Source organism: Robinsoniella peoriensis, assembly GCF_000797495.1.
Lineage (GTDB): Bacteria > Bacillota > Clostridia > Lachnospirales > Lachnospiraceae > Robinsoniella > Robinsoniella peoriensis.
Window position 1 is genome coordinate 36,172 of the sequence record NZ_JTGN01000024.1, and the last position, 22,066, is coordinate 58,237.

The following is a 22,066-nucleotide window of genomic DNA, read 5'->3' on the forward strand; positions in this document are numbered from 1 at the left end:
TAGATTCAGAAATATTTTAACTGCCAGAACGCTGCATCGTTATATCTGACAGTAAAAAAGGAGATGAAGTTATGATATTTCAACTATTAATTGTGGATGATGAATCCACCATGAGAAAAGGCATTTCTAATTTTATGAACTGGGAATCCATAGGATGTGAAGTTGCAGGGACTGCCAGTGACGGCATAGAAGCCATAGATTTTATCAAAAAAAATCACGTGGACATTGTGATAACCGACATTCGAATGCCGGTCTCAGACGGGCTAGAGGTAGCAAAATATGTATACGAAAATATGCCTGATGTACAGGTCATCCTGTTGACTGGCTTTGCAGACTTTGAATATGCCCAAAGGGCAATCCATTACAATGTCTCTGCATTTATCCTGAAACCCACCAATAAAAAGGATCTATTTGAAGCAGTCCAGTCGGCACAGAAAAAAATGCTCACATCCAAAAAAAATAATTCTGCTGCAGAGGAAGATCTGACTTTTTTAAAGGAACAATTGCTTCAGGAACTGACCGTGTCACTCCTGACCCCTTCACTGGAACAGCGAATTGATCAGTATGGAATATGTCTGGAACAATACTATATTGCAGCTTTTCAGATTACCCCTCCAAATCCTGATATCTCTTCCTTTAAAAAACTAATCTTATCTGAACGTGCCTATTGCTTCCGCTACAACCACCTGGTTATCGTCGTATACTATCAGGCAAAGAGCGGCAATCATGTTCCCGGATGGATTCTGGATAATTGTTCGGAAATAGCTGCCATCACCCATACCTTGGATTCCAGCCAGGCTGCCATCGGTATCAGCCGCAGTCATGATACTGCCGCAGAATTCAGTACTGCCGTATCGGAAGCGATCTACGCACTCTCTCTGGCATTCTATACAGAAAACAATATTGCACGTTTTACCCAGACGGCAAGTCCTGATGATTACGACATTAACGCTGAGAATTCTATGGATTTGCTCCAGCTGGAAAACACCCTGAATCAGTTTAGCTTTGATGAATCCCGCAACATTATTCACAACCTTTTTACAAAGTTCAAGCGAAACCTGGTGAAATCCAGAGATGCCAAGAATATCTGCTCCCAGATTTACTATATCTGTTCCAGAGTATCCCTAAAAAGGGGCATTACGCCCTGCGGCGCGGAATACCTGACGGGAATATATAATTCCAACGATATTTTCACCCTGGAAACTTCCATGCTGGAAATGCTGGATACTACCATAAGCCACTTAACCGGAAGCGGAACTTCTCAGAATAAGATTGTAGAGGATACCATCAAGTACATCCACAGCCATTTATCGGAATCCCTTTCTTTAGAAACGATAGCGGAAAACTTACATATATCTCCTTCCCATTTAAGCAGAACATTTCGAAAGTCATACAGTGAACCGCTTACGGAATATATCAACAAAACAAGAATTGAAAAGGCGAAGGAATACCTGATCAATCCGGGTACCCTCTCATATGAGGTTGCCGGACTGGTAGGCTATAATGATCCCACCTATTTTTCATCTATCTTCAAAAAATATACCGGAACAAGCCCCACAGAATTTAAACATCAGTACCGTTATAAACGAAACTGATGTTGATTTACCCCGGAAACGGCAGGCACAGCAAGCTGTACAGACTATTTCCGGGGCAGTTTACCTATCCCGGTTCAGCTGTCGCCGGGATTTTCCATCTCAATCTTTGACTTCACATTTTTAGCCCCGTTAATCTCCAGCACAACCAGAATCTTTCCCGCCTGATACTCTGTAAGCGGATATACAAGGGGCTCCTTTAAATTACTCACATCAATTATTTCTTCTTTCTCATCCTGAATAATATGCATGAGCAGCTGACCCTCTTCACAGCTGATCTGGGCGTGCAGCACTGCCTGATTGTCATCAATCCGGAATTTTGCACTTTTGCGGAATCCCTCCGATGCATATTTAAAGCTTAAGTTCCAGTCATCACCCCACTTATTTTCAATGGATGCCATGATAATACCAGTATTCCAGGTGTTTTTATCCAGGAAATCATCTGTGGTAAATGCAAGAACGACAAAGGAAATAAAACATCCAATCATCAGGATTCCTGACAGAATAGCCGCTATCATAAATCCAAATCCTTTACTTGATTTCTGCACTGCCATTTCCTCCTGACGTCCCTGGTTTTCTTCCCCGCAGTTTTCACAATATCTGGCTGACGCCTTGATCCGATATCCGCAATACCTGCACAAAATCCTGTTTTCCCCTCTTGTAATCATATAGATAATTATTCCTAATATGGGAGTTGCAATGAACACGATGATCATCCAAAGCAGTCCATTCTCTCCTCTTTTTGCACAATCCCGGTAGATCCAGATACAGATGCACACATAGACCAGAAGAGCACATAGAAGCCCTACAATCAGAAGTCCTGCTGCAAGTAAACTAATGCCTCCTATCCCTTCTTTCATTCCCCATGCTGCGGCCCGTATCACAATTGCTGCAAATAAAACCACAATCCCAATGATCATATACTTTTTCTTTTTATCAGAAGTCATGCCTTATTCCCTCCTTTTTTAAATACCAGAACCATCTTTTCTTTTAAATCAGAAAACCACATACCTGCAGCTGTAAGCGCCACACCTGCTATTGCCATGTAGATGCAGATACTCATAACCAGCTTTGCCAGTAACACGCTTGGAATCAGATAGTACCCCAGAAAAGCCAGCATGCCAAATAGCAGTCCATTTAATAGCATGGGAAGATACCACAGTGAAATGGTTCTGGCACCGGAAGACTCTTTTAGATATGCTTCTTTTTCCCGGATCTGCCTCATCAGGATTTTATTGAGATTCTCATCCGGTGTTTCATAAGAAGCCATGACATTTTTAATCCCTTGTCCCAAAGGGTCATCTAACTGCGGCTCTTGATTATCCCGGATTTCATATTCCAGGCTATTATCCTGGCTATTATCCTGGCTACTATTATCCTTCTTATTCATATCCCTGTTCCTCCAATCTTTTCTTAATGATACTGCGGGCTTTATGCAGCCTGCTCTTTATAGTACCGACGGGTTTTTTCATAATCTTACTGATCTCCTCCAGTGTAACATCACAGGTATAATAGAGAATAACCGGTATCCGGAATTTCTCCGGCAGCTCCTCCATGATCCTTCTCAGCACTCCATCTCTGATTCGTGCCAGTACTTCACTTTCCAGATCAACCTGGCCAGCCGCCAGATTTTCATTGTCATCATCAAGGGAAACACTTGGTGCAATCCGGCTGTGCCTTGCCATTTTACGGACCTCATTCATCCACAGTCCATTTGTAACAGAAAACAAAAATGCTTTCGGATTTCCATCCCGGTTCAATTCCATGGAAAGTTCCAGAACTTTTAAAAAAGTCTTTTGATATAAATCCTCCGCATCTGACCTGTTTCTGCATAGTCTGGAACAAAACCGGTATATATCCGTTCCATATTGTTCAATCAAAACCTCTACCTGATCTGCAAGCACATCCACACCTCCTTTTTACCCTGCTATTATATAATCGTCACAACTCTTTTAGAGGTTCATTTATTTTCATAAATATTTTCATAAATTCAGCCCCGGATATCTTCTTCTGTTCCAAAACTCCCTTGGAACAGCAGAAAAACCGGGGCTTTCATCTGCAATAACATAACTGCTGCTTTGTCTCTGTATTATCTGTATTATCTGTATCATCTGTATTATCTTTATTCTCTGTATTCTCTGTATCTTCCTGTCAGCTTCAGCTGCTCTGGTTCGGGATATAAGTTCGTATCCTGCCCACGAATTCCGAAAAATTCTGTGTCTGCAGCACGACTCTTCCAGGTCCTGTGAGCCTTGTAATAAACAGGCCTTCCCCACCCAGGAAAATATTCATACCGCCGCGCATCATTTCCACCTCATACCGCACTGTGTTCTCAAATGCCACTAAATTGCCGGTGTCAACCTTAAGAACTTCGCCTGGTGCCAGCACTTTTTCCACCTTATTGCCATCCACTTCTAAAAATGCCATGCCATTTCCGGACATTTCCTGCAGGATAAATCCTTCGCCGCCAAAGAAACCGGCTGACATTTTTTTCGTGAAGACAGCTTTGACATCCACCACGTTCTGTGCGCACAAAAATGCACCCTTTTGGCAGATCAGGCTTCCATATGTACTTAAATCCACAGGCAGGATCTCTCCCGGAACCGTAGCCGAGAACCCTATGGTGACGCCATCCTGCATGGCAGAATAAGTGGTCATAAAAAAGGACTCCCCGGAAAACATCCGTCCCAATCCTTTCATAATCCCTCCACGGGCATTTGTAGACATCTCAATTCCTTCGCTCATCCAGGACATGCCGCCTGACTGGGTATAAATTGCTTCTCCCTGTCTGAGGCGCATTTCAACTGCCGGCATAACCTCTCCTATCAATCTGTATTCCATACCTTTGACCTCCTTATATAATATAAAATTGCAGTTATCTTCTCTATCTTCTCTATCTTCTCTTTCCCAACCAGTTTACCATGTCCGGATATAAATTTCCATAAAAATAAGAGCTCCTCCCCATATTCATTCGGGGGAACAGCTCTCACTTATCTTCTACTCAGAGTGTGTTATCAAACTGTCTTTTGACAGCTTTACGCCACACTTTATGGAATATTAACAGCTTTTTTTATCCACTGCTGCCTGGAAACATGCGGTCAGCTCCGCATTATCCGGCAGAATACTCTCGTATTTCACTTCGCCGTCCACGCAGATCGTCGGTACATTCTTAGCACCTAATTTCATCATACAGGCAACGCCCTCTTTTTCTTTGATCTTATGCTCGATGATCTTTACTTTATCACCAAGTGGTGCAGCTGCAGTATAAACTGCTTCCATATTGTACTGACATGCAGCACAGGATTCAGAATCCAGTGTAATACAGTCTATAATAACCTGTTTTTCACTTGCATAATCCGGTAATTCATAGTCTACACCAGCCATAACGTCTTCGCCTTCAAAAATCTCTTCAATATTGCCGTGCACAGTGCTGGTAACAGCCTGAACGTTGGCAACCGGGGTTGCATAAGGCATATCACAGCCAGGAGCCAGAATGTATCCTTTTTTGCCACCGATATTCATACAGTTTGTAGCATCCCGCACGTTGTCATAAGGAGTACCAAACAGCATGGTCAGCGTCAGCTTGATATTTCCTCCAACTGATACATTGTATGGTTTACAGGTTTCCACTACGTACTCCAACGGAATATTCTCGTCAATGGAGATGTTGTCGCAATGGGTCTGGCACATCGCTTCAATATTACGTTTTGCATTTCCGCATACGAAGAAGGAGCCTAATTTGCCTCTTTCACGGATATAATCAAATACAGGAGTTACATAAGGCGTTACAAATTCTTCGAAGTTATCCGGAGAAATCTGGGATGTCATAGGATCTACGATTGCCACGATATCCACACCTGCATCAATATACATTTTAGCAGTATTGATTGCTACCTTCTGGCAGAATTCCATCAATTCTTCCACTTCTTCCGGTTCATCTAACATATCATAAAAGATGTCGGTTCCTTTTAAATGAAGTGCCAGGGTAAACGGACCTGTGATTAATCCGTAAACTGCACATTTATCACCAATTGCTTCCACAATACGTCTTGTGGCTTCCATTGCTATAGGGAAACGTCCGTCTTCCTCTGTAGGAATCTTCAAATCTTCCAAGGTCTTACCCTGCTCTAAGATATGGCTGGATACTGCCGGAGGGTTATCTTTTGCATACGTCAGGTTACATCCCATTGCTTCTGCTTCCAGCTGAAGGTCAAATAACGCGGGAATGCCATCCGGCTGATACAATTCTACTGCTTTTAATACACCATTTACGATATGGTCTGCGCTTTTAAAAAACTCCTCACAATTTACATCTATCAGACTTGCTGCATGGCATCCTACAAAAGGAACCCAGGGTATACGGTCAACTTCTTTGCACTGCATTGCACGAAAAACTAATTCTCTTGAATTCATTCTATTAATTCTCCTTTTTGTAATTTATTGTCTACTGTTCCATTATACCGTCTGTCAGAATTTATTTAAAAATCCTTTCTGACAGTTGTGCGCTTCATACGCTCTGATGCCGCCTGCGGATTAACGGCATCAACCATACACTCATTATACCAGCATGTCAAAATATTTTTTGAAATAATCATAGTAATTTGGTAATTATTTTAGTAAAAACACTCCATCAGTTCTTCTTTTGTAATATTGCCAAAATACTTTACAAGAGGTGTGTGGTCCAAAATTCCTTCCACCGCCTCCCGCCTGTATTCCAAACCCCTTAGCTGATCTTCAAGATCAGAGGCCGGACAGAGTGCAAGGAAATCACCGCTGATTTTACATTCGGTAATCCTGCCCTTCTTTATCAGCATCTCCACCGTCACTTTTCCATTTGTAAACCGCTTTTCTTTTCTGTGGTTAAACATAGGGGACCTGCCGTAATTCCAATCCCTGGAGACATATTTATGAAGTGCCAGTTCTTCCGCAGCGGCAATGATCTCCGGTGTAATTGTTACCCTTGTGATCCCTCCTGCTTCCTTTTCAAAATATGTGCGCAGGTAATCCCGAAATTCCAGTACACTCATCCTTGGATCATTCAGGTAGTCCCTTATATTTCCAATCCTGCTTCTCACCGACTTCACACCTTTTGAAGATAACTTGTCCTGACTGACCTTTAAGAGTTCCCCTGCCATGGCAAGATCTGCATCAAATAAAAGCGTACCATGATGAAGTATCCGGTTTCGATGCTGAGCCTGGGCATTGCCGGATATCTTTTTCCCATCTGCGGTAATATCGTTTCTGCCGCTTTTCACAGCCGGAATTCCCAATGCCTGCAGTGCATGAATGACTGGGTTCAGAAATCTCTCATAGGATATATCCACTTCCTCATTCGCAGTGGTAATAAATGAAAAGTTCATATTCCCCAGATCGTGGAAGACGGCTCCCCCTCCGGTATTTCTGCGCACTACTTTTGTGCCGTGCTTCTCTACTGCTTCTTCATTTATTTCTTCCAGAGTATTCTGGTGTTTGCCAATGATGATACTGTTTTCATTCTGCCATAACATCAGAATGTCAGCATCCGGATCCCCTGCTATGTTTTGATAAAACAAATACTCTTCCAGCGCCAGATTTTTATAGGGGTCCGTAAATGGACTTTCCACATACAACATACCATTTCCTAACTGCCTGGTATCATTATTCATATATCTCACACGCTTCCATACAGGTTGATTTCCAGGTATCTTCCAGTCTCTCTTCAAATTCCTCCGGTCCACTGCCGATAACTACCAGTTTTGTATGCGTGATCACATCCCTTTTACCGGCTTTAAAAGGTTTTATGTCCAGATAATCCCCTACGGAATCTACCTGTATCCATCCCTCCTGCGTTTCTGCAATACCTTTGATCCGCAAGGCCAGGGGCTGCATTTTCTTCACGAACTGCTCTAAAGCTGTCTTATTTACTTGTGTCCCGCATTCCAGGGAATAAGTAGCCGGCCGGTTCCATGGCTGATTACTGGTCTCACCCACATATCCGTTATCAATCAGTTTTTCATCCAGTAGCCCCAGCGGGACCTGTGCAAACATCGTTTCATACAGGTATGCTTCCGGATTTAATTCATGTATTTTTTCTTTTATTTTTTCTATAGTCACCTGATTCACCAGATCCACTTTATTAATCACAATAAAATTACTGGTTGCAATCTGGTTCTGCACCGGTGCCAATACCTGCACATGCCTAAGAAACGTAACACTGTCCGTAATGCAGACTGCTCCACGGTACTGATAGGGGCGGAATTTAGAATCTTCCCTGGAATGGCTCACCATACTTTCCATCTCCTGCAACAGTAAATGCATATTAGAAGGATCCGCCATTCCTGAATTCTCAATGAGCAGGATATCAATTTCTTCCTTAGAAAACCCAATGAGCGTCTTTACAAATCCCCCTTTTAAGCAGGCACAGAAAATAGAGCCGTTGTTGATCTCTACTAATTGAATGCCCTCTTTTTCTACCAGCATGCCGTCAATTCCCAGGCTGCCGAATTCATTAATAATGACTCCAATCTTCTTATCCGGCAATGCCTGCAGGAGTTTCTGCAAAAAGGTTGTCTTTCCCGCCCCCAGAAATCCTGATATCAGATATAAATCAATCTCTTTTTTCATTCCTGCTCCTTTCCATCCTCGATATAGCCCAGTATCTCCTGGTATGCAAACTCTTCTTCATCTTCGATACAAATCTCACACAGGATACCGCTGCAGGGTGCCGTAAATTCCAACGCCTTTTTTTCTACTTCTCCCTCGCATACAGTCTCCCCTTCTTCAACTGCTTCCCCTATCTCTTTCAGCCAGGTCAGCGTACCCGTTTTAAAAGTCAGGTTCACCGGGCGGTCCTGACACGGACATGGGTGCACCGGATCCTTTTTTGGCATTGCCTTTTTCGGTACGGTTATTTCAATTCTTGACATAATTTCCTCCTGGAACGTGTATTAAAATTGATTGATGACAACTGCGCCACACTTTATTAGAGATAAGTACCAAATGAAGGGCACATAGCGGGCTATGTAACCTGAATTTGGTGCTAATATACCGCGAAGCGGGGTGTGCAGATGGCTGGAATGCCTACTCAAAATATGGACAAGCTTTTCCCTTACACTCTTTATTGTTTTTATAGTATTTGCAAGTAACCTTTTCCGGCTTTTCCAGTTCAATCCCAAGGTATTCCCGGATACTTTCCGCCGCACTTTCTAAAGCCAGATAAGTATTCCGCTTGCAGCATCTGGGTCCGTCCACACCGGAGATAGCAAGAAGAGCCTTGCCTACTCCATGGTTGGTCCATGCCCAGGTTCCCTTAGACAGTGGTGTTGTCTGGGTATAAATGCTCAGGAAGATTCCCACTCCCACAGCAGCACCGCAGGAGCCATAGAGTCCGCAAAACCCGCCAAGTACATTTTTAGCCCTGGACAGCGCTTCCCTTAAATCCTCTTTGAGAATCTCTATCTCATCCCCTTCTTCCTTATGGCAGGCGGTTAAAAGCACCCCCGGCATGAGATAGTGGTGGGGCGGGCAGTGCATGGGAAGTCCATCAAGATCCATCAGTTCTTCCGCCAGCTCCCAGATTGTCTTGTTTTCATCTGATTCATAATATGTAATTAGTTTCTCTGTCATCTTATCATAATAAACATCTAATTCACTGTAATTTCCCATATACTTTACCCTTTGCATATAGCACGCGTCCTGCTATCCTGCCCTTTCTGTATTTATTATAAACTCACTGCCCGGATTAAAAAAGTAAAAAACCTGGATTATTGGGAAAATTTTTAGATTTAAGATAAATTTAAAACAGAAAAGCTGATTATCTGCTCTTTGCTGAATACCTGCCCTCGATGCGAATACAGGAAATAGAACAGGTCAAACTTTTTAGCAGTCAGATATATCTCTTGTCCTTTGTTATTCGTAAAGATTCTAGTAAATGGGTCTATGGAAAACTCATGGCTTTGCTCTGTAAGAATAGAGGGAACACAGATTAAATTTTCAGACAAACAAATTATTTTAGTAATTGAGATGTGTTTTCACATCTAATCAACGAAACACCGTACGGTGTAAACGATAATTCCATATCCCATGTTTCTACTCCCTTTTCAATAGCATTGCTCATTGCATTATACACTTCTCTGTAGTGTGTGCTTTTTTGATGTGATTTGGGGCAAGTGATTTTGTATTGGTAAACAGTCAACAAAATTGCTCTCTCTTGTTCTTTTAATAAATTGGCTAACGCATTAATGTGTTTTGTAAAACGCTCTGTAGATGAAAAAGGTGTAATTGGCTTCGTTTTGATACCTGTTCCATATTTTGCATGAATTGTAGTTAATGGTGTTTTAACTTCAATGTATGTATTATCAACAAGAATATCTAATTTGGAATTTCCAAGAGGAACTTCACGTTTTATATTTTCATATCCAGAAATCATATTGCCTAATTGATGAGTGATTAAAAAATATTCCACTAACTTGTTTGATAAAATTTGATTTATACCTATCCAGTTCTTTTCTTTTGTATCAAGTTCATCACAAGAAATTGCTTCCACAGTATATAGTAATTTCCTTTTAGTATTATTACTTTGAGATACTAAACAAGAAATGTTTTTTACATCTATATCACCGATACGCCCTGTTGTCGGACAATGACATTTCACAATCTTATCATCTAATAAAACATCCATTGTAAACTGACTGTTGCGTTTCAAAATTATTCCTTCTTGAAGTGGAGTGGTAAATGAATACATTAGCGTCCTTCTGGTTTATCAATCCATTTTCCTGATAAATGCTCTATATTTAATTCAAAGGCAAATATATTATTAAGGGCATGTGGTATTCCCTGCTTCGCATTTTCCCATGCAATTTCTGGAACAAATTTTTCTACAAGTTTTTCTAAGACCATTTTTCGTTTTTCATTAACCTCATTGGCTGTACCAAAAAAAATCACACTTTGGCTTTTTATTCCATCTTCTGTTTCTATAACCGTGAAACATATTTTAGGATTATTCTTCAAAGCATCAACTTTATGTCCACCTGCTGAACTGCAATGAAAATATAAAGAATTTTCCAACATGATATAATGAACAGGTACTCCATAAGGATAGCCATTTTCTCCAATAACAGAAAGAACACCAAACTTTCCTCTTTTGAGGATTGCCTTTGCTTCTTCACTACTCAAAACCCTATCTTGACGTCTTAAATCTTTAAACATCTTTTTATCCTCCATTTGACATATAATTAAAAATATAATATAGTAAGTGCAACATTTGTTGCACTTGGATTATATCTAAATAAGATGAATTGGTCAAGTTTATAACCTTTAATTGCAACAAAACAGGAGGTATTGTTGCTAATGAAAAAAAATAAAATTTCAGAAACTATGAAAGGATATATTGTAGAAGCATTTCTTTTGATACTGCATAATAAACCGTTTAATGTAATTACAATAGGTGAAATAACAGCAAGAGCAGGGGTAAACCGTTCAACATATTATCGCAATTTCAACTGTAAAGAAGATATTATCAAATTTTTTTATTATCAGATCCTTGAAAATTGTATTTCTAACAAAACTGATAATAATATTGAACAGCATTTAATCAATATTTTTGAACAATTCCTATTATATAAAGATGATTTACTCTGCTTACATAAAAATAGTTTATCGTATTTATTATTGGAATCTCTTAATAATTTTTTTGCTATCCAAAATCCGAATCTCAATCCAATCAATGTAAGAGATAATTTTGAAATATATTATCATACAGGTGGAATATTCAATACTTTTTTATTATGGTTTGACTCTGAAATGAAGATTAATCCCCAATCTTTAGCTAGAAAATCTCTACAAATTTTACCGTCTGATTTTAAACCAATGCTATAACATTAAAATAACATATTTGAAAACATCGTGATATTTTATTCCTAGAAGTCAATCAGGCATTGGGCGATTTGGAACGAGTGGAGGATATGCTGAAACAGGGGGAAAACAAACTGCGGAAACTGGCAGATGAAAACAAACATGCAAATTGGCTCATTCAGAACGGCAACCGCATTCAGATTAAACGGAAATAGTTTGAGAAAATCATAGATAACTTTGGAGAACAGCAATCGGTATATTCATGGAAACTGGTGGCTACGGACAGGGTGCCGAAAGGAAAGCGTGACTGTGTATCGCTTCGGGAAAAAGAAGCGGAGATACGCAAAGACCTTGAGGACGGCATAGACGCTGTAGGCAAGAAAATGACGCTGTGCCAGCTTTACGCCATACAGAACGCCCAAGGGGCAACGTGAAGAAAAGCACACAGAAACAGCGTGAACAACTCATGGAGATACTAAAAGCGGACAAACTGGGCACAGGAGCATTGACACAATAAAACCGTCAGACGCTATAGAATGGGCTGTCAGAATAAAAGAGAACGGCTACGCCTATCAGACCATCAACAATTACAAGCGTTCCTTTCCAAAGGCAAATATCAACGGATAGTAAAAATGCCCGTAAATCCTATAGAATAAGGATTAGCGGACATATAAAAAGTTATAAAGAGATAATCAAAATCTTATTTTAAATTCATAGAAATTTTACTAAAAATCCAAAATTATGAAAATATCCCTGCTGCCGGAAACGCTATAATATATGTAGAAACAGCAGATTCCGTTTAGGATCAGGTTTATATACATCCTGACAAACTTAACCCTGCTTACTGATGCAGGAATAAATTTTAAACAAGCTCATGAATGGAGGAGATTATCATGATTGGAATTGGCATTGACACAGGGGGCACTTATACAGATGCTGTCATCTATGATTTGGAGAACAAACAGATATTAGAAAGCGCAAAATCCCTGACGACAAAAAGCCGCCTGGAAACAGGCATTACAAATGTACTGGAAAAGTTATCACAGACAGCTCTTCAGTCTGCATCGTTTATGGCACTGTCTACAACCCTTGCCACAAATGCCTGCGTGGAAGGCAAAGGCGGACGGGCTAAGCTAGTATTTATCGGGGTGAATCCCGGAACGGTAGATGAGACTTATCTCTCTTACGGGCTGCCTCCCTCCCGGGAAATATATTTTATGGATGGTGATCCGGCTGATGCACTGCGCCCTGAGATAAAGCCGGACTGGGTCAAATTCCGCCAGGATATCCGCACCTGTTTTACCGATTGTGACAGCATAGCCGTGGTGCAGATTCATCCCAAAGACAACGGTGCTGCTTATGAAAAAACGGCTCTTCAGATTATTACGGAGGAACTGGATGTCCCATGTATTACAGGTTACGAACTGTTCCATGACCTAAACGTCCTGCGCCGGGGTGCCAGTGCCCTGTTAAACGCCCGGCTGATGCCGGTAATGAAGGAATTTTTCAAGGCAATCAAAGTTTCACTTGAAAATCTGGGGCTGTCTCTTCCTATCGTAATTGTTAGAAGCGACGGTTCGCTCATGTCCCAGGGATTTGCCTCCACAAGGCCGGTGGAAACGCTGTTATGCGGTCCGGCTGCCAGCGTAATGGGCGGCGTGGAACTGGCGGATGAAGAAAATGCCCTGATCGTGGATATGGGGGGTACGACTTCTGATATCGCCATTGTGAAAAACCATACCCCCGTTACCGTCCGGGAAGGAATCCAGATCGGGATCTATAAAACCTTTGTGAAGGGCCTGTATGTAGATACTTTCGGCCTGGGCGGCGACAGTGCCATCCGCTATGAAAACGGCAGGCTCTATCTGGATACGGAACGGGTTATCCCCCTTTGTACCCTTTCTTCCCAGTTCCCTGGCGTGCTGGCACAGCTGGAAGAATTAAATCAGACGGGCAAGCCCCACAGCCATTTCCTCCACGAGTTCTTTGTATTAATGAAAGAACCCAGGAACAAAAGCAGCTACACACAGGTAGAACTGGACTTTTGCTCTGCTCTGTCAGATGGTCCCCTGATTTTTACAAAAGCGGCCGCAGCCATTCATAAGGATACTTATAACTTCAGTATGAAACGGCTGGAACAGGAAGGAATTGTCATGCGTTCCGGTCTTACGCCAACTGATATTATGCATATCCGAAAGGACTACACGCCCTTTGACCGGAAGGCTTCCGTGCTGGGCGCAGAGTTCATAGCCCGCTCCGTGGAGATTACAGCGGACCGTCTGACCGATAAAGTCTACCATCTGGTAAAAAAGAAACTTTACTGCAACCTTGTACGCATCCTGCTAAGCGACCATAATTCCACAAAGCATAAACACCTGAACCCGGATATGCTGAACAGCCTGATTGAAGAAAGCTACGAAGATGCCGTAACCCATGAAACGTCCAGTTTCTTTTCCACACAGTTTCAGACCCATGCTACGCTGATTGGCGTTGGTGCCCCGATCCACATCTTCTTAGAGGACGTGGCAAAACTGCTGGGCACAAAAGCCGTCATTCCCAGAAATGCAGCCGTAGCAAATGCACTGGGTGCCGTGGTAGGTAATGTATCTGCATCTTACGATGTAGAGATCAAACCACTTTACGACTCATCCGATTTGACCGGTTACCAGGTCTTCACGCGAAGCGGATGCCTGAGCTTTAAAGATTACGATGCCGCCAGGGAAACAGCCATTGAAGAAGCACTGGATGGCGCCAGATCAGAAGCTTACCAGAGAGGGGCTGTAGGAGAAATCACAACATCTTACGAAAGCAGCATTTCTGAGGCTGCAATTGGGGAAAACAACTTATTCCTGGGTGAAATGATTGTGGGCCATGCCATAGGCAGAATTATTTCCCTATAACCTTTCAATGATTGTATTTAGTAATTTTTTTCGATAATCCAAAGTTATACCCTTTATAGTATATTATCATTTCAGTATGAATTCCATATTTTTTACAAATTTTCTATGTTTTTTTCTAAAATTTTGTTTTGAAATATTCTATACTTTGCTCATGAAAATGAAACGGCGAGTACTGTTACCAGCGTAATCACAGCTGGATAGAGCACCTGAACCGGAACAAATAGAAAGCGGGGTATTTATTATGAATTCTATGGAACGTGTAGTCACTGCATTGCAGCACAAAGAACCAGACCGGGTACCGGTTTATCCCATCATCAGCGGAGCTTCCAGAAGGCTGATCGGTGCATCTTATAAGGACTGGTCCAACGATGCTGATATCTGTGCGGAAGCATTGTTAAAAGCAAAGGAAGAATTTGACCTGGATTGTATCGTAACACTCATTGACCTCTCCATTGAATGTGATGCATGGGGACAGGAACTGGTCTATCCGGAGGACGAAGCGGCACATCCTAATTACAACAACTGTGTCGTTCAGGAAATCGAGGACTATGCCAAGATAAAAAAAGTGGATTACCGTACATCAAAACGTATGATGATGCACATTGATACCTGTAAGAAACTGGTAGAAGCTGCTAACGGCGAATACCCGGTGGTCGCTTTTGTCTTCGGTCCACTGGGAACGCTTTCCATGCTCCGTAACCAGCAGGATATGTATATGGATCTCTATGACGATCCGGATGCCGTACATGATGCTGCGAGGGAAGTAAACGAAACCCTGAAGGATTACTGCAACGCACTCATGGACACCGGAGTCAACGGTATTATGTTCGACACGCTGTTCTCATCCGGGGCAATTATGAGTAAAACCATGTGGATGGAAATGGAAGGGGATCTTGTAAAAGAACTGGCTGATGTGGTTCATGCCAGAGAATGTCTGGTAATGATTCACAACTGCGGGCAGAAAATATATTTTGACGCTCAGATAGAAACAATGAATCCCACGGCAATCTCCTTCCTTTATCCGCCGGATGACTGTGCAGATTTTCAGGAATGCAAAGCTAAATACGGCGATAAGGTTACCCTGATCGGCTGCGTTACTCCTGCAAGTGCGGTTATCGGAACCGATGAGGAGTGGGATCTGGAATGTAAAAACAACATTGATGCCATGGCAAAAGGCGGCGGCTTTATGTTGGCGACCGGCTGTGAATACCCCGCAAATGCCTCATTTGACCGGGCAAAGCGCATGGTAGATATTGCAAAAACTTATGGCCGTTATTGATCTGATCACCGGATTTTTAGGCGCCGGTAAAACTACATTTATTAAATACTATGCCGATTACCTGATCCGCATCGGGGAATCTGTGACAATTATAGAAAACGAATTTGGTGCTGCTGGGGTAGATACCGCTTTTCTCCAGGGCCGGGGGTTAAAAATCAATCAGCTTACAGGTGGCTGTATCTGCTGTTCCCAGAAAGTCAATTTTCATGATATGCTGCTGGAACTGTCCCATCAAGGCTGCTCCCATATTATTGTGGAACCCTCTGGCATATATAATATGGACGAATTTTTTGATATTGTGAACAGCCCTGCCGTCCGGTCCTGCTGCAAAGTGGGAAGCATTCTGACCATTGCTGATCCGCATCCTCTGACTGACCTGTCGGAGGATGCAATGTATATTATGTATTCCCAGCTGTTGAATACCGGAAAGGTAATTTTAAGTAAAACGGGGAATGTAACTCCCGAAGAGATCTTATCTTCTATTGCAGATTTAAATGATCTCATGAAGCATTACAAAAGTGACCGGATATTTGGAACGGACGTCTGTATCAAAAACTGGTCTGATTTTACGGATGATGATTTTGAAAGTTTTCGAAACGTCGGCTGTCAGGCTCACTGGCACGAAGAGAAACGCTTTGACCACAGCCGCCTCTATTCCAGCACTACCCTTGCCGATTTCTGTCAGAATGAGGCAGACCTCCTTCATGCATTGAAACAGATTATGAGTGGGCGCTGTGGCTATATACTCCGCATAAAAGGCTATATTCCCACTCTGGACGGCAATTGTTACGAAGTGAATTGTTCCGCAAACGAATTACTCGTCACTTCCTGCCGTCCCCGAGATGCATTGCTGAATATTATTGGAAAAGACATCAACCGTAAAAAAATAAAGGAATATTTTGTCGGAATGCCAAAAGTATCATCTTGACTTTTTCTAAAATAAGTTCTATACTAATTGCGCACGCAAATGGTTATTTGCGTGCGCAATTTTTATCATATAGCCTATTCAGTTTAAACACGAAATCTCACATCCCGCTAATTCCAGCCTTTTATATGGTATCCAACAGTAAAAGTCCGGGAATACTATGGAGAAATTGTGTTAATCACAGCTATTCAGAGATATTATGATAAAACAAAAGAAAAAGGAGGAACCAAAATGAAGCCAGTTTCACAAGAAGCAAATAATCCCCTGGGATATCGTAAAGTATCCAGGCTTTTGACCGGATATGCCATTCCCTGTATCATTTCCATGCTGGTTACCGCACTTTATAACATAGTGGATCAGATATTTATCGGGCAGGGTGTGGGCGTTTTAGGAAACGCCGCAACAAACATTGCTTTTCCATTGTCCACTACCTGCACTGCAATTGCTCTGCTGCTTGGTATCGGCGGCGCCTCTAATTTTTCACTGGAACTGGGTGCCGGCAGGAAGGATGATGCGGCGAAGTCCGCTGGAAATGCAATCACCATGATGGCAGTATGTGGAATCGCACTTTTTGTGATTGTAACAATCTTCCTGACTCCCATGCTGAAATTCTTTGGTGCCACGGATGATGTTCTTCCTTATGCCCAGACCTATACCCGGATTACCTCCATTGGATTTCCATTTCTGATTATCAACACTGCAATCAGTAAACTGATCCTGGCGGACGGCAGTCCCAAATATTCCATGACCTCCATGCTGGTTGGCGCCGTTATCAATACCATCCTGGACCCTATCTTTATCTTTGTATTCGATATGGGTATGGCAGGCGCAGCTCTTGCAACCATAATCGGACAGATCATTTCCTTTTGCATCAGCGTAAAATATGCATTCCATTTTCATCATATTACACTGACACGCAAAAGCTTTCAGCTAAAGTATAAATACTGCAGAAATATTTTTGCCCTTGGAGCCAGCGCCTGTTTTAATCAAATTGCCATGACCGTAACTCAGATTGTCATGAACAACGTGCTCTCCTATTATGGTGCAAGATCTATATATGGAAGCGAAATTCCCCTTGCCTGCGCAGGTATTATCATAAAAGTAAATATGATTTTTATGGCGCTTGTCATCGGTATCTCTCAGGGAACCCAGCCCATTGTAGGATTCAACTACGGAGCAAAAGAATACGGACGCGTCAAAGAGACTTATAAACTGGCAGTTTTCAGTGCAACGCTAATTTCTATTCTGGCATTCCTCTGCTTTCAGTTTTTCCCGCGGCAGATTATTTCCATCTTTGGAAACGGAAGCGAGACCTATTTTAAATTCGCGGAACGGTATTTCAGAATCTTTTTGTTTTTGACTTTTATAAATGGCATACAGCCGGTTACTTCCAATTTCTTTACCTCCATTGGGAAATCCGTACTGGGTGTATTCATGTCCCTTACCAGACAGATTATTTTCCTGCTTCCGCTTTTTGTCATTTTTCCTATCTTCCTGGGAATCGACGGCGTAATGTATGCCGGCCCCATAGCAGATGCGGCTGCAGCGGTTGTCTGCATTTACTTCCTGATCCGGGAAATGCGTGAACTTACACGGCTTCAGAAAGGATTGGAAGAAGCAACACCAATTGCTTAAAATGAATGATTAATGAGGCACTCATTTATCTGCAGTGCCATATTATTATAAGCCCCCGAAGTATCCGATTTATCCAATACTCCGGGGGCTTATATAATCTCCTGATTCATCTTCTCAGGCATTTTCTATATTTAAAAAAATATATTACTGAAATAAGTCACTGTATTTGCGCCGTTTATGTAATGGATCCCTGCCGCAGAGGCTTCTTTATTCACATAGATTCCAAAGCTTTCCACTGAGGGAAACATCTGATCCGGGAATCGGCACGGTGCATCCGGGTAGGTACAGGATTTGCAATTCTGGCACCCTTCCGATGACAGCATCAGGATATCATCCCTGTCTTCCAGGAAGATTTCCCTTACCTTTTTACTCACCTCTTCATGCCTTTTTTTCGCATCCATCATCCCATCCCAGTCAAAGGAATCTTCCAGATTTGAAACCGTAGAAAAAACTACCACGTTTTTGTATTTCATAGCCCGTTCCCTGCATTCCTCCAGTGTTCCAACCCCCGGAGGACATGCCCAGGTCTTCCCATACTGCCCGCACTGGTTGACTGCGCACATTTCTCTCACTTCATCCGAAAATACAATCTTCTCCACAGGTACCACCGCTGCCTCGTGTACCCCCGCTTCCTTGCATTTGCTTAATACTTCTTCCAGATCTCTCATGTAAAATCCCCCATTGTCATCGTCTGTTTTACAGACTCATTATCCGGGAAAACAGCTATTTGTGTTTCCCTCTTTGTTATTCTTATTGTACCAAAGCAGCGCATAAAAGCAAGTGGATTTTTATGATTTCTCCATTAAAATACTTTTTTGCCTCTGTACTCCTCGGCTGTCTTTATCAGATAATCCGCTTCCTCAGGAGTACTGCAGTTCATGCGGTATAATACACCCTCTGGCCTTAACTGCTCCAACAGTACCGGCAGATCTTCCTTAACAATATCGATGTGGATCATCTTCCCCGCATTCTGTATCTTTTTCAGCGTTTCAATCCAGTAAGCCGCCGTAGGCTGACCAGCTCCGTATACCCATTGAATGCCATCCAGCCCCTCCAGCTCCAGCAGGCTGTCCAGCTGCCGTAATGCGCCGGGTCCATCCAGGTGGAAAATAGTATGTTTCAGGAACCCGATTTCTTCTTTTAACTCAGGAATCACGAATTTCTGATACATTTCTTCAGAAATCATTCCTCCAAAATCACAGGATGTCACATACCAGCCCTGCTGATGGTAAATCCCCATCCAGTTGGAATTCCCCTGCTGCTTTTCTTGCAGAATATCATTCAGACTGTTATATACCTCCTTAAACCGCATGCACATTTCAAAATTCAATTTCTGTACCAGCTCCGGCTCTTCAAATATGTCAAAGCACAATTCCTGTGGTCCCCGTAATGATACCAGCCCATCTAATCCCGGATGGATATCTGTAATTCCAACCAGATAATCTCCACGGCTGTCATCCAGCATCGCTTTCGTCAGTTCCACAGTCTTACGAAACCAGATATTGTCTTCCTTTATGCAGCTTACATCAATATCCTCCAGTTTTTCAACATGGCTGGATGCCCAGCTGGTATCTTCCCCAAAAGTAATGCCGCATCCAAAGTATGCGCCAAATACGTCAGGTCCCAGGTTTGGACATACCAATGGATATGCTTCTCCTGCAAAATATAAGGATTCCTGAAGTGCCCGCTCTCTTCTTACCACATATTCAGTATCCATCCACTGATCATACAGATTTTCTCTTTTTTCTGAAAATACAGATCGGTAATCATATCGCGGCGCCCGTATGTCCATTAGCGGCCTATCATGATTTTCCTTTGCCCAATAGGCATCATAGCGTTTTTTGATCTTATCAAAGTTATCAATGTGAATCATTTTAAGCCCCCTTTTATGATATCTCCCCTAATAAGCCCCATATTCTTCCACTGCCTCGAAGAAAGCAATCAGATTCTCCCAGCTCACTTCCGGCTCCACCATATGATTGGGTCCAATGAGATATCCACCGTCTTTTCCAAGGATTTCAATACAACGTTTAACCTCTTTCTTCACCTGCTCCGGCGTACCAAAAGAAAGGTTGGTCTGGGCACTAACCCCTCCCCAAAACGCCAGCTTATCTCCATAGGTATCCTTTATTTTCTGCAAATCCATGCATTCAGGCTGGATCGGATTTAAAATGTTGACCCCTATCTCAATTAATTCCGGAATAATCTGGCACGGATTACCGCAGGAATGGTAAAAGACCGGTATATCAGGGGTTATCTCCCTTGCTCTCGCAATAATCCGTGCCAGTCTGGGCTTAAGGAACTCCCGCCAGGTATCCACTCCAATCAGCATTCCTGTCTGCATCCCCACATCATCCCCCAGCATAAGCACATCTATTCCGGCCTTTAGCATAAGTACTACCTGCTCCATACGCATCCGGGTGATGCGCTCCATTAATATCGTAATCGCCTCCGGCTCTGTTAACATGTCCATCATAGTTTCTTCAAATCCCCGGATAGCCCAGGTTTTTTCAAAAATTGTCTGGGTCAGGCTTCCGCACACTGCAAGCCCTTTTTCATGGCACTTATCCACATAAGACTTAAAATGTGCACTTCTCCTTGGTTCTAAAAAGTCCGGCAACGGAAATTCTTCTGCCTGCCGCTCTGTCATGCCGGCCTTAAAAGGGGAGATAATATGTTCAAAATGTAAATTCGTATCCCTGGATTTTCCGCTTCCCACGCCCCATTCATTGACAGAAAATCCTGGTTCCTGGTCTCTGCCCGCATAATATTCCGAGAAATCCCTTTTTACTTCTGTTGGTGCAAAATCCAAAAACCGGATATCTAAGCCAAAGTATTCAAAATAATCATCACATCCCGTTCTTTTACGGAATTCTGCTTCCAGCGCCGGACACAATCCCCAACTTAAATCCTTTGGAATTTTATCCGGAACCTTTCTGTTCACCACCGCCAATACCCGCTCTCTTCCATTCATGATACCATCCTCCTGACTTTTATCTCATTTAATTACTGCCTTTGCTTTTGCTACCTTTACTACCTTTACCGGGCATTTACCGCTCACACTCCCGCTATTGCTTTACACTGCCCGCAGTCAGACCGTCTATAATATTTTTTTCAAACAATATAACAAATAATACAATGGGGATCATCATAATAGTTGCCAGAGCACTGATTTTCTCCCATGGTACGTTATACTGGTTTATTCTTGGGATCAATGTCAGCCCCACACTCAGCGGTGTTGCTTTCCTGTTGGTAAAAACCAGCGGTATCATAAACTCATTCATGGTATTAATAAAATTAATAATAGCCATGGTGGCAATTGCCGGCTTCATAAGTGGAAACAGTACCTTGAATATCTTGGTGCAGACGTTTGCCCCGTCAACTGCAGCCGCTTCTTCTAACGAATAGGGTATCTGCTGTATGAAAGTCACAAAAGACATCGTGGTAAATGGTATAAACCCGCTGACATATAATATGATCAGACCCACGTGGGTATCGTGGAGATGCAGAGTCTTATATGTCTGAAACATGGGAATTAAGGTCATAATAACCGGCAGCATTGCAGAAAAAACCAACATAGAATAGGCCGCGCCTGATCCCCGGAATGTAAATCTGGCAAAGGAATACGCAGCCAGTATGCTTATTACAATTGTTGCGATAATGGCAAATACGGCTACAATCAATGTATTGAACGCTAACCCAGTGACATCCACCTCTTTAAACAGCGTATAATAGTTCTGAAGTGTAGGATTCTCAGGAAAATAGGTAACCGGCGTAGTGAACAGCAATTCTTTTTCCGTAATGGACGATGTAAATATCCAGAATACCGGAAATAAGATGATCAGAGCCAGTATCATAGTTGTAATCCAGATAAAAATCCGATAACCTTTCGACTTTTTCATTT

General features: G+C 42.4%; 25 protein-coding genes and 1 pseudogene. 8 read left to right on the forward strand and 18 right to left on the reverse strand.

Annotated features, from left to right (window positions below; translation table 11 throughout):
* Positions 1 to 71: 71 nt before the first annotated feature.
* The gene (locus QR40_RS28475) at positions 72 to 1,595 is read left to right on the forward strand and encodes a response regulator (RefSeq protein ID WP_044297821.1); all 1,524 of its coding nucleotides are present in this window, start codon (positions 72 to 74) and stop codon (positions 1,593 to 1,595) included.
* Positions 1,596 to 1,669: 74 nt separating this feature from the next.
* Here the strand turns inward: QR40_RS28475 and QR40_RS28480 are convergent, their stop codons facing one another.
* The 14 genes from QR40_RS28480 to QR40_RS28530 all read right to left on the reverse strand — a co-directional run bounded on the left by QR40_RS28480 (position 1,670) and on the right by QR40_RS28530 (position 10,778).
* Positions 1,670 to 2,539, reverse strand: coding sequence for a zinc ribbon domain-containing protein (locus tag QR40_RS28480; protein WP_044297822.1), 870 nt, complete (start codon positions 2,537 to 2,539; stop codon positions 1,670 to 1,672).
* On the reverse strand, positions 2,536 to 2,982 hold the full coding sequence (locus tag QR40_RS28485) for a hypothetical protein (RefSeq protein WP_044297823.1): 447 nt from the start codon (positions 2,980 to 2,982) through the stop codon (positions 2,536 to 2,538). Before QR40_RS28485 ends, QR40_RS28480 begins: the two co-directional genes overlap by 4 nt.
* A complete protein-coding gene (locus QR40_RS28490; RefSeq protein ID WP_044297824.1) occupies positions 2,975 to 3,496 on the reverse strand; it encodes an RNA polymerase sigma factor in 522 nt (173 codons plus the stop codon). The genes QR40_RS28485 and QR40_RS28490 overlap by 8 nt, the downstream gene beginning before the upstream one ends.
* 78 nt (positions 3,497 to 3,574) lie before the next feature.
* Complete coding sequence (locus QR40_RS32760) at positions 3,575 to 3,703, reverse strand: hypothetical protein (RefSeq protein ID WP_276325470.1); 129 nt, start codon at positions 3,701 to 3,703, stop codon at positions 3,575 to 3,577.
* A gap of 46 nt (positions 3,704 to 3,749) precedes the next feature.
* Positions 3,750 to 4,433, reverse strand: coding sequence for a TIGR00266 family protein (locus tag QR40_RS28495; protein ID WP_027293364.1), 684 nt, complete (start codon positions 4,431 to 4,433; stop codon positions 3,750 to 3,752).
* A gap of 216 nt (positions 4,434 to 4,649) precedes the next feature.
* Positions 4,650 to 6,005: a uroporphyrinogen decarboxylase family protein gene (locus QR40_RS28500; RefSeq protein ID WP_044297825.1), complete on the reverse strand. Its 1,356-nt coding sequence runs from the start codon at positions 6,003 to 6,005 to the stop codon at positions 4,650 to 4,652.
* Positions 6,006 to 6,205: 200 nt separating this feature from the next.
* Entirely contained in the window at positions 6,206 to 7,237 is a 1,032-nt protein-coding gene (locus QR40_RS28505) for a lipoate--protein ligase (RefSeq protein WP_081999088.1), read from the reverse strand.
* Positions 7,230 to 8,195 carry a CobW family GTP-binding protein gene (locus QR40_RS28510; RefSeq protein ID WP_052431110.1) on the reverse strand — a complete coding sequence of 322 codons (966 nt, stop codon included), beginning with the start codon at positions 8,193 to 8,195 and terminating at the stop codon, positions 7,230 to 7,232. The genes QR40_RS28505 and QR40_RS28510 overlap by 8 nt, the downstream gene beginning before the upstream one ends.
* Complete coding sequence (locus QR40_RS28515) at positions 8,192 to 8,497, reverse strand: biotin/lipoyl-containing protein (RefSeq protein ID WP_052431111.1); 306 nt, start codon at positions 8,495 to 8,497, stop codon at positions 8,192 to 8,194. The genes QR40_RS28510 and QR40_RS28515 overlap by 4 nt, the downstream gene beginning before the upstream one ends.
* Positions 8,498 to 8,518: 21 nt before the next feature.
* Entirely contained in the window at positions 8,519 to 8,746 is a 228-nt protein-coding gene (locus QR40_RS34010) for a DUF6783 domain-containing protein (RefSeq protein WP_465231377.1), read from the reverse strand.
* Positions 8,652 to 9,254, reverse strand: coding sequence for a DUF5714 domain-containing protein (locus QR40_RS28520; RefSeq protein ID WP_052431112.1), 603 nt, complete (start codon positions 9,252 to 9,254; stop codon positions 8,652 to 8,654). The genes QR40_RS34010 and QR40_RS28520 overlap by 95 nt, the downstream gene beginning before the upstream one ends.
* 101 nt (positions 9,255 to 9,355) lie before the next feature.
* Complete coding sequence (locus QR40_RS32765) at positions 9,356 to 9,571, reverse strand: winged helix-turn-helix domain-containing protein (RefSeq protein ID WP_242849072.1); 216 nt, start codon at positions 9,569 to 9,571, stop codon at positions 9,356 to 9,358.
* A gap of 5 nt (positions 9,572 to 9,576) precedes the next feature.
* A complete protein-coding gene (locus tag QR40_RS28525; RefSeq protein ID WP_027293361.1) occupies positions 9,577 to 10,314 on the reverse strand; it encodes a DNA/RNA nuclease SfsA in 738 nt (245 codons plus the stop codon).
* Positions 10,314 to 10,778, reverse strand: coding sequence for a pyridoxamine 5'-phosphate oxidase family protein (locus QR40_RS28530; protein WP_027293360.1), 465 nt, complete (start codon positions 10,776 to 10,778; stop codon positions 10,314 to 10,316). The genes QR40_RS28525 and QR40_RS28530 overlap by 1 nt, the downstream gene beginning before the upstream one ends.
* Positions 10,779 to 10,919: 141 nt before the next feature.
* Between QR40_RS28530 and QR40_RS28535 the strand changes: the two genes are divergently transcribed.
* From QR40_RS28535 to QR40_RS28560, 7 genes and pseudogenes are all read left to right on the forward strand, one after another.
* On the forward strand, positions 10,920 to 11,447 hold the full coding sequence (locus tag QR40_RS28535) for a TetR/AcrR family transcriptional regulator (protein WP_044297826.1): 528 nt from the start codon (positions 10,920 to 10,922) through the stop codon (positions 11,445 to 11,447).
* Positions 11,448 to 11,506: 59 nt separating this feature from the next.
* Positions 11,507 to 11,638 carry a MerR family transcriptional regulator gene (locus QR40_RS31585; RefSeq protein ID WP_465231378.1) on the forward strand — a complete coding sequence of 44 codons (132 nt, stop codon included), beginning with the start codon at positions 11,507 to 11,509 and terminating at the stop codon, positions 11,636 to 11,638.
* A gap of 9 nt (positions 11,639 to 11,647) precedes the next feature.
* Positions 11,648 to 12,023, forward strand: a pseudogene (locus QR40_RS28540) (integrase DNA-binding domain-containing protein); the annotation flags it as partial.
* Positions 12,024 to 12,316: 293 nt separating this feature from the next.
* Positions 12,317 to 14,323, forward strand: a complete 2,007-nt coding sequence (locus tag QR40_RS28545) for a hydantoinase/oxoprolinase family protein (RefSeq protein WP_052431113.1) — start codon at positions 12,317 to 12,319, stop codon at positions 14,321 to 14,323.
* A 241-nt stretch (positions 14,324 to 14,564) separates the two neighbouring features.
* The gene (locus QR40_RS28550) at positions 14,565 to 15,602 is read left to right on the forward strand and encodes a uroporphyrinogen decarboxylase family protein (RefSeq protein ID WP_044297827.1); all 1,038 of its coding nucleotides are present in this window, start codon (positions 14,565 to 14,567) and stop codon (positions 15,600 to 15,602) included.
* Entirely contained in the window at positions 15,589 to 16,530 is a 942-nt protein-coding gene (locus tag QR40_RS28555; RefSeq protein ID WP_044297828.1) for a GTP-binding protein, read from the forward strand. The genes QR40_RS28550 and QR40_RS28555 overlap by 14 nt, the downstream gene beginning before the upstream one ends.
* Positions 16,531 to 16,758: 228 nt before the next feature.
* Complete coding sequence (locus tag QR40_RS28560; RefSeq protein WP_044297844.1) at positions 16,759 to 18,162, forward strand: MATE family efflux transporter; 1,404 nt, start codon at positions 16,759 to 16,761, stop codon at positions 18,160 to 18,162.
* Between the two features lie 131 nt (positions 18,163 to 18,293).
* Here QR40_RS28560 and QR40_RS28565 read toward each other — a convergent pair whose 3' ends face one another.
* The 4 genes from QR40_RS28565 to QR40_RS28580 form a co-directional block, all read right to left on the reverse strand.
* Entirely contained in the window at positions 18,294 to 18,830 is a 537-nt protein-coding gene (locus tag QR40_RS28565; protein WP_044297829.1) for a DUF2284 domain-containing protein, read from the reverse strand.
* Positions 18,831 to 18,964: 134 nt separating this feature from the next.
* Positions 18,965 to 20,035 carry a hypothetical protein gene (locus QR40_RS28570; protein WP_044297830.1) on the reverse strand — a complete coding sequence of 357 codons (1,071 nt, stop codon included), beginning with the start codon at positions 20,033 to 20,035 and terminating at the stop codon, positions 18,965 to 18,967.
* A 27-nt stretch (positions 20,036 to 20,062) separates the two neighbouring features.
* A complete protein-coding gene (locus QR40_RS28575; RefSeq protein WP_027293353.1) occupies positions 20,063 to 21,136 on the reverse strand; it encodes a uroporphyrinogen decarboxylase family protein in 1,074 nt (357 codons plus the stop codon).
* A gap of 94 nt (positions 21,137 to 21,230) precedes the next feature.
* Entirely contained in the window at positions 21,231 to 22,064 is an 834-nt protein-coding gene (locus QR40_RS28580) for a carbohydrate ABC transporter permease (RefSeq protein WP_044297831.1), read from the reverse strand.
* Positions 22,065 to 22,066: the final 2 nt, after the last annotated feature.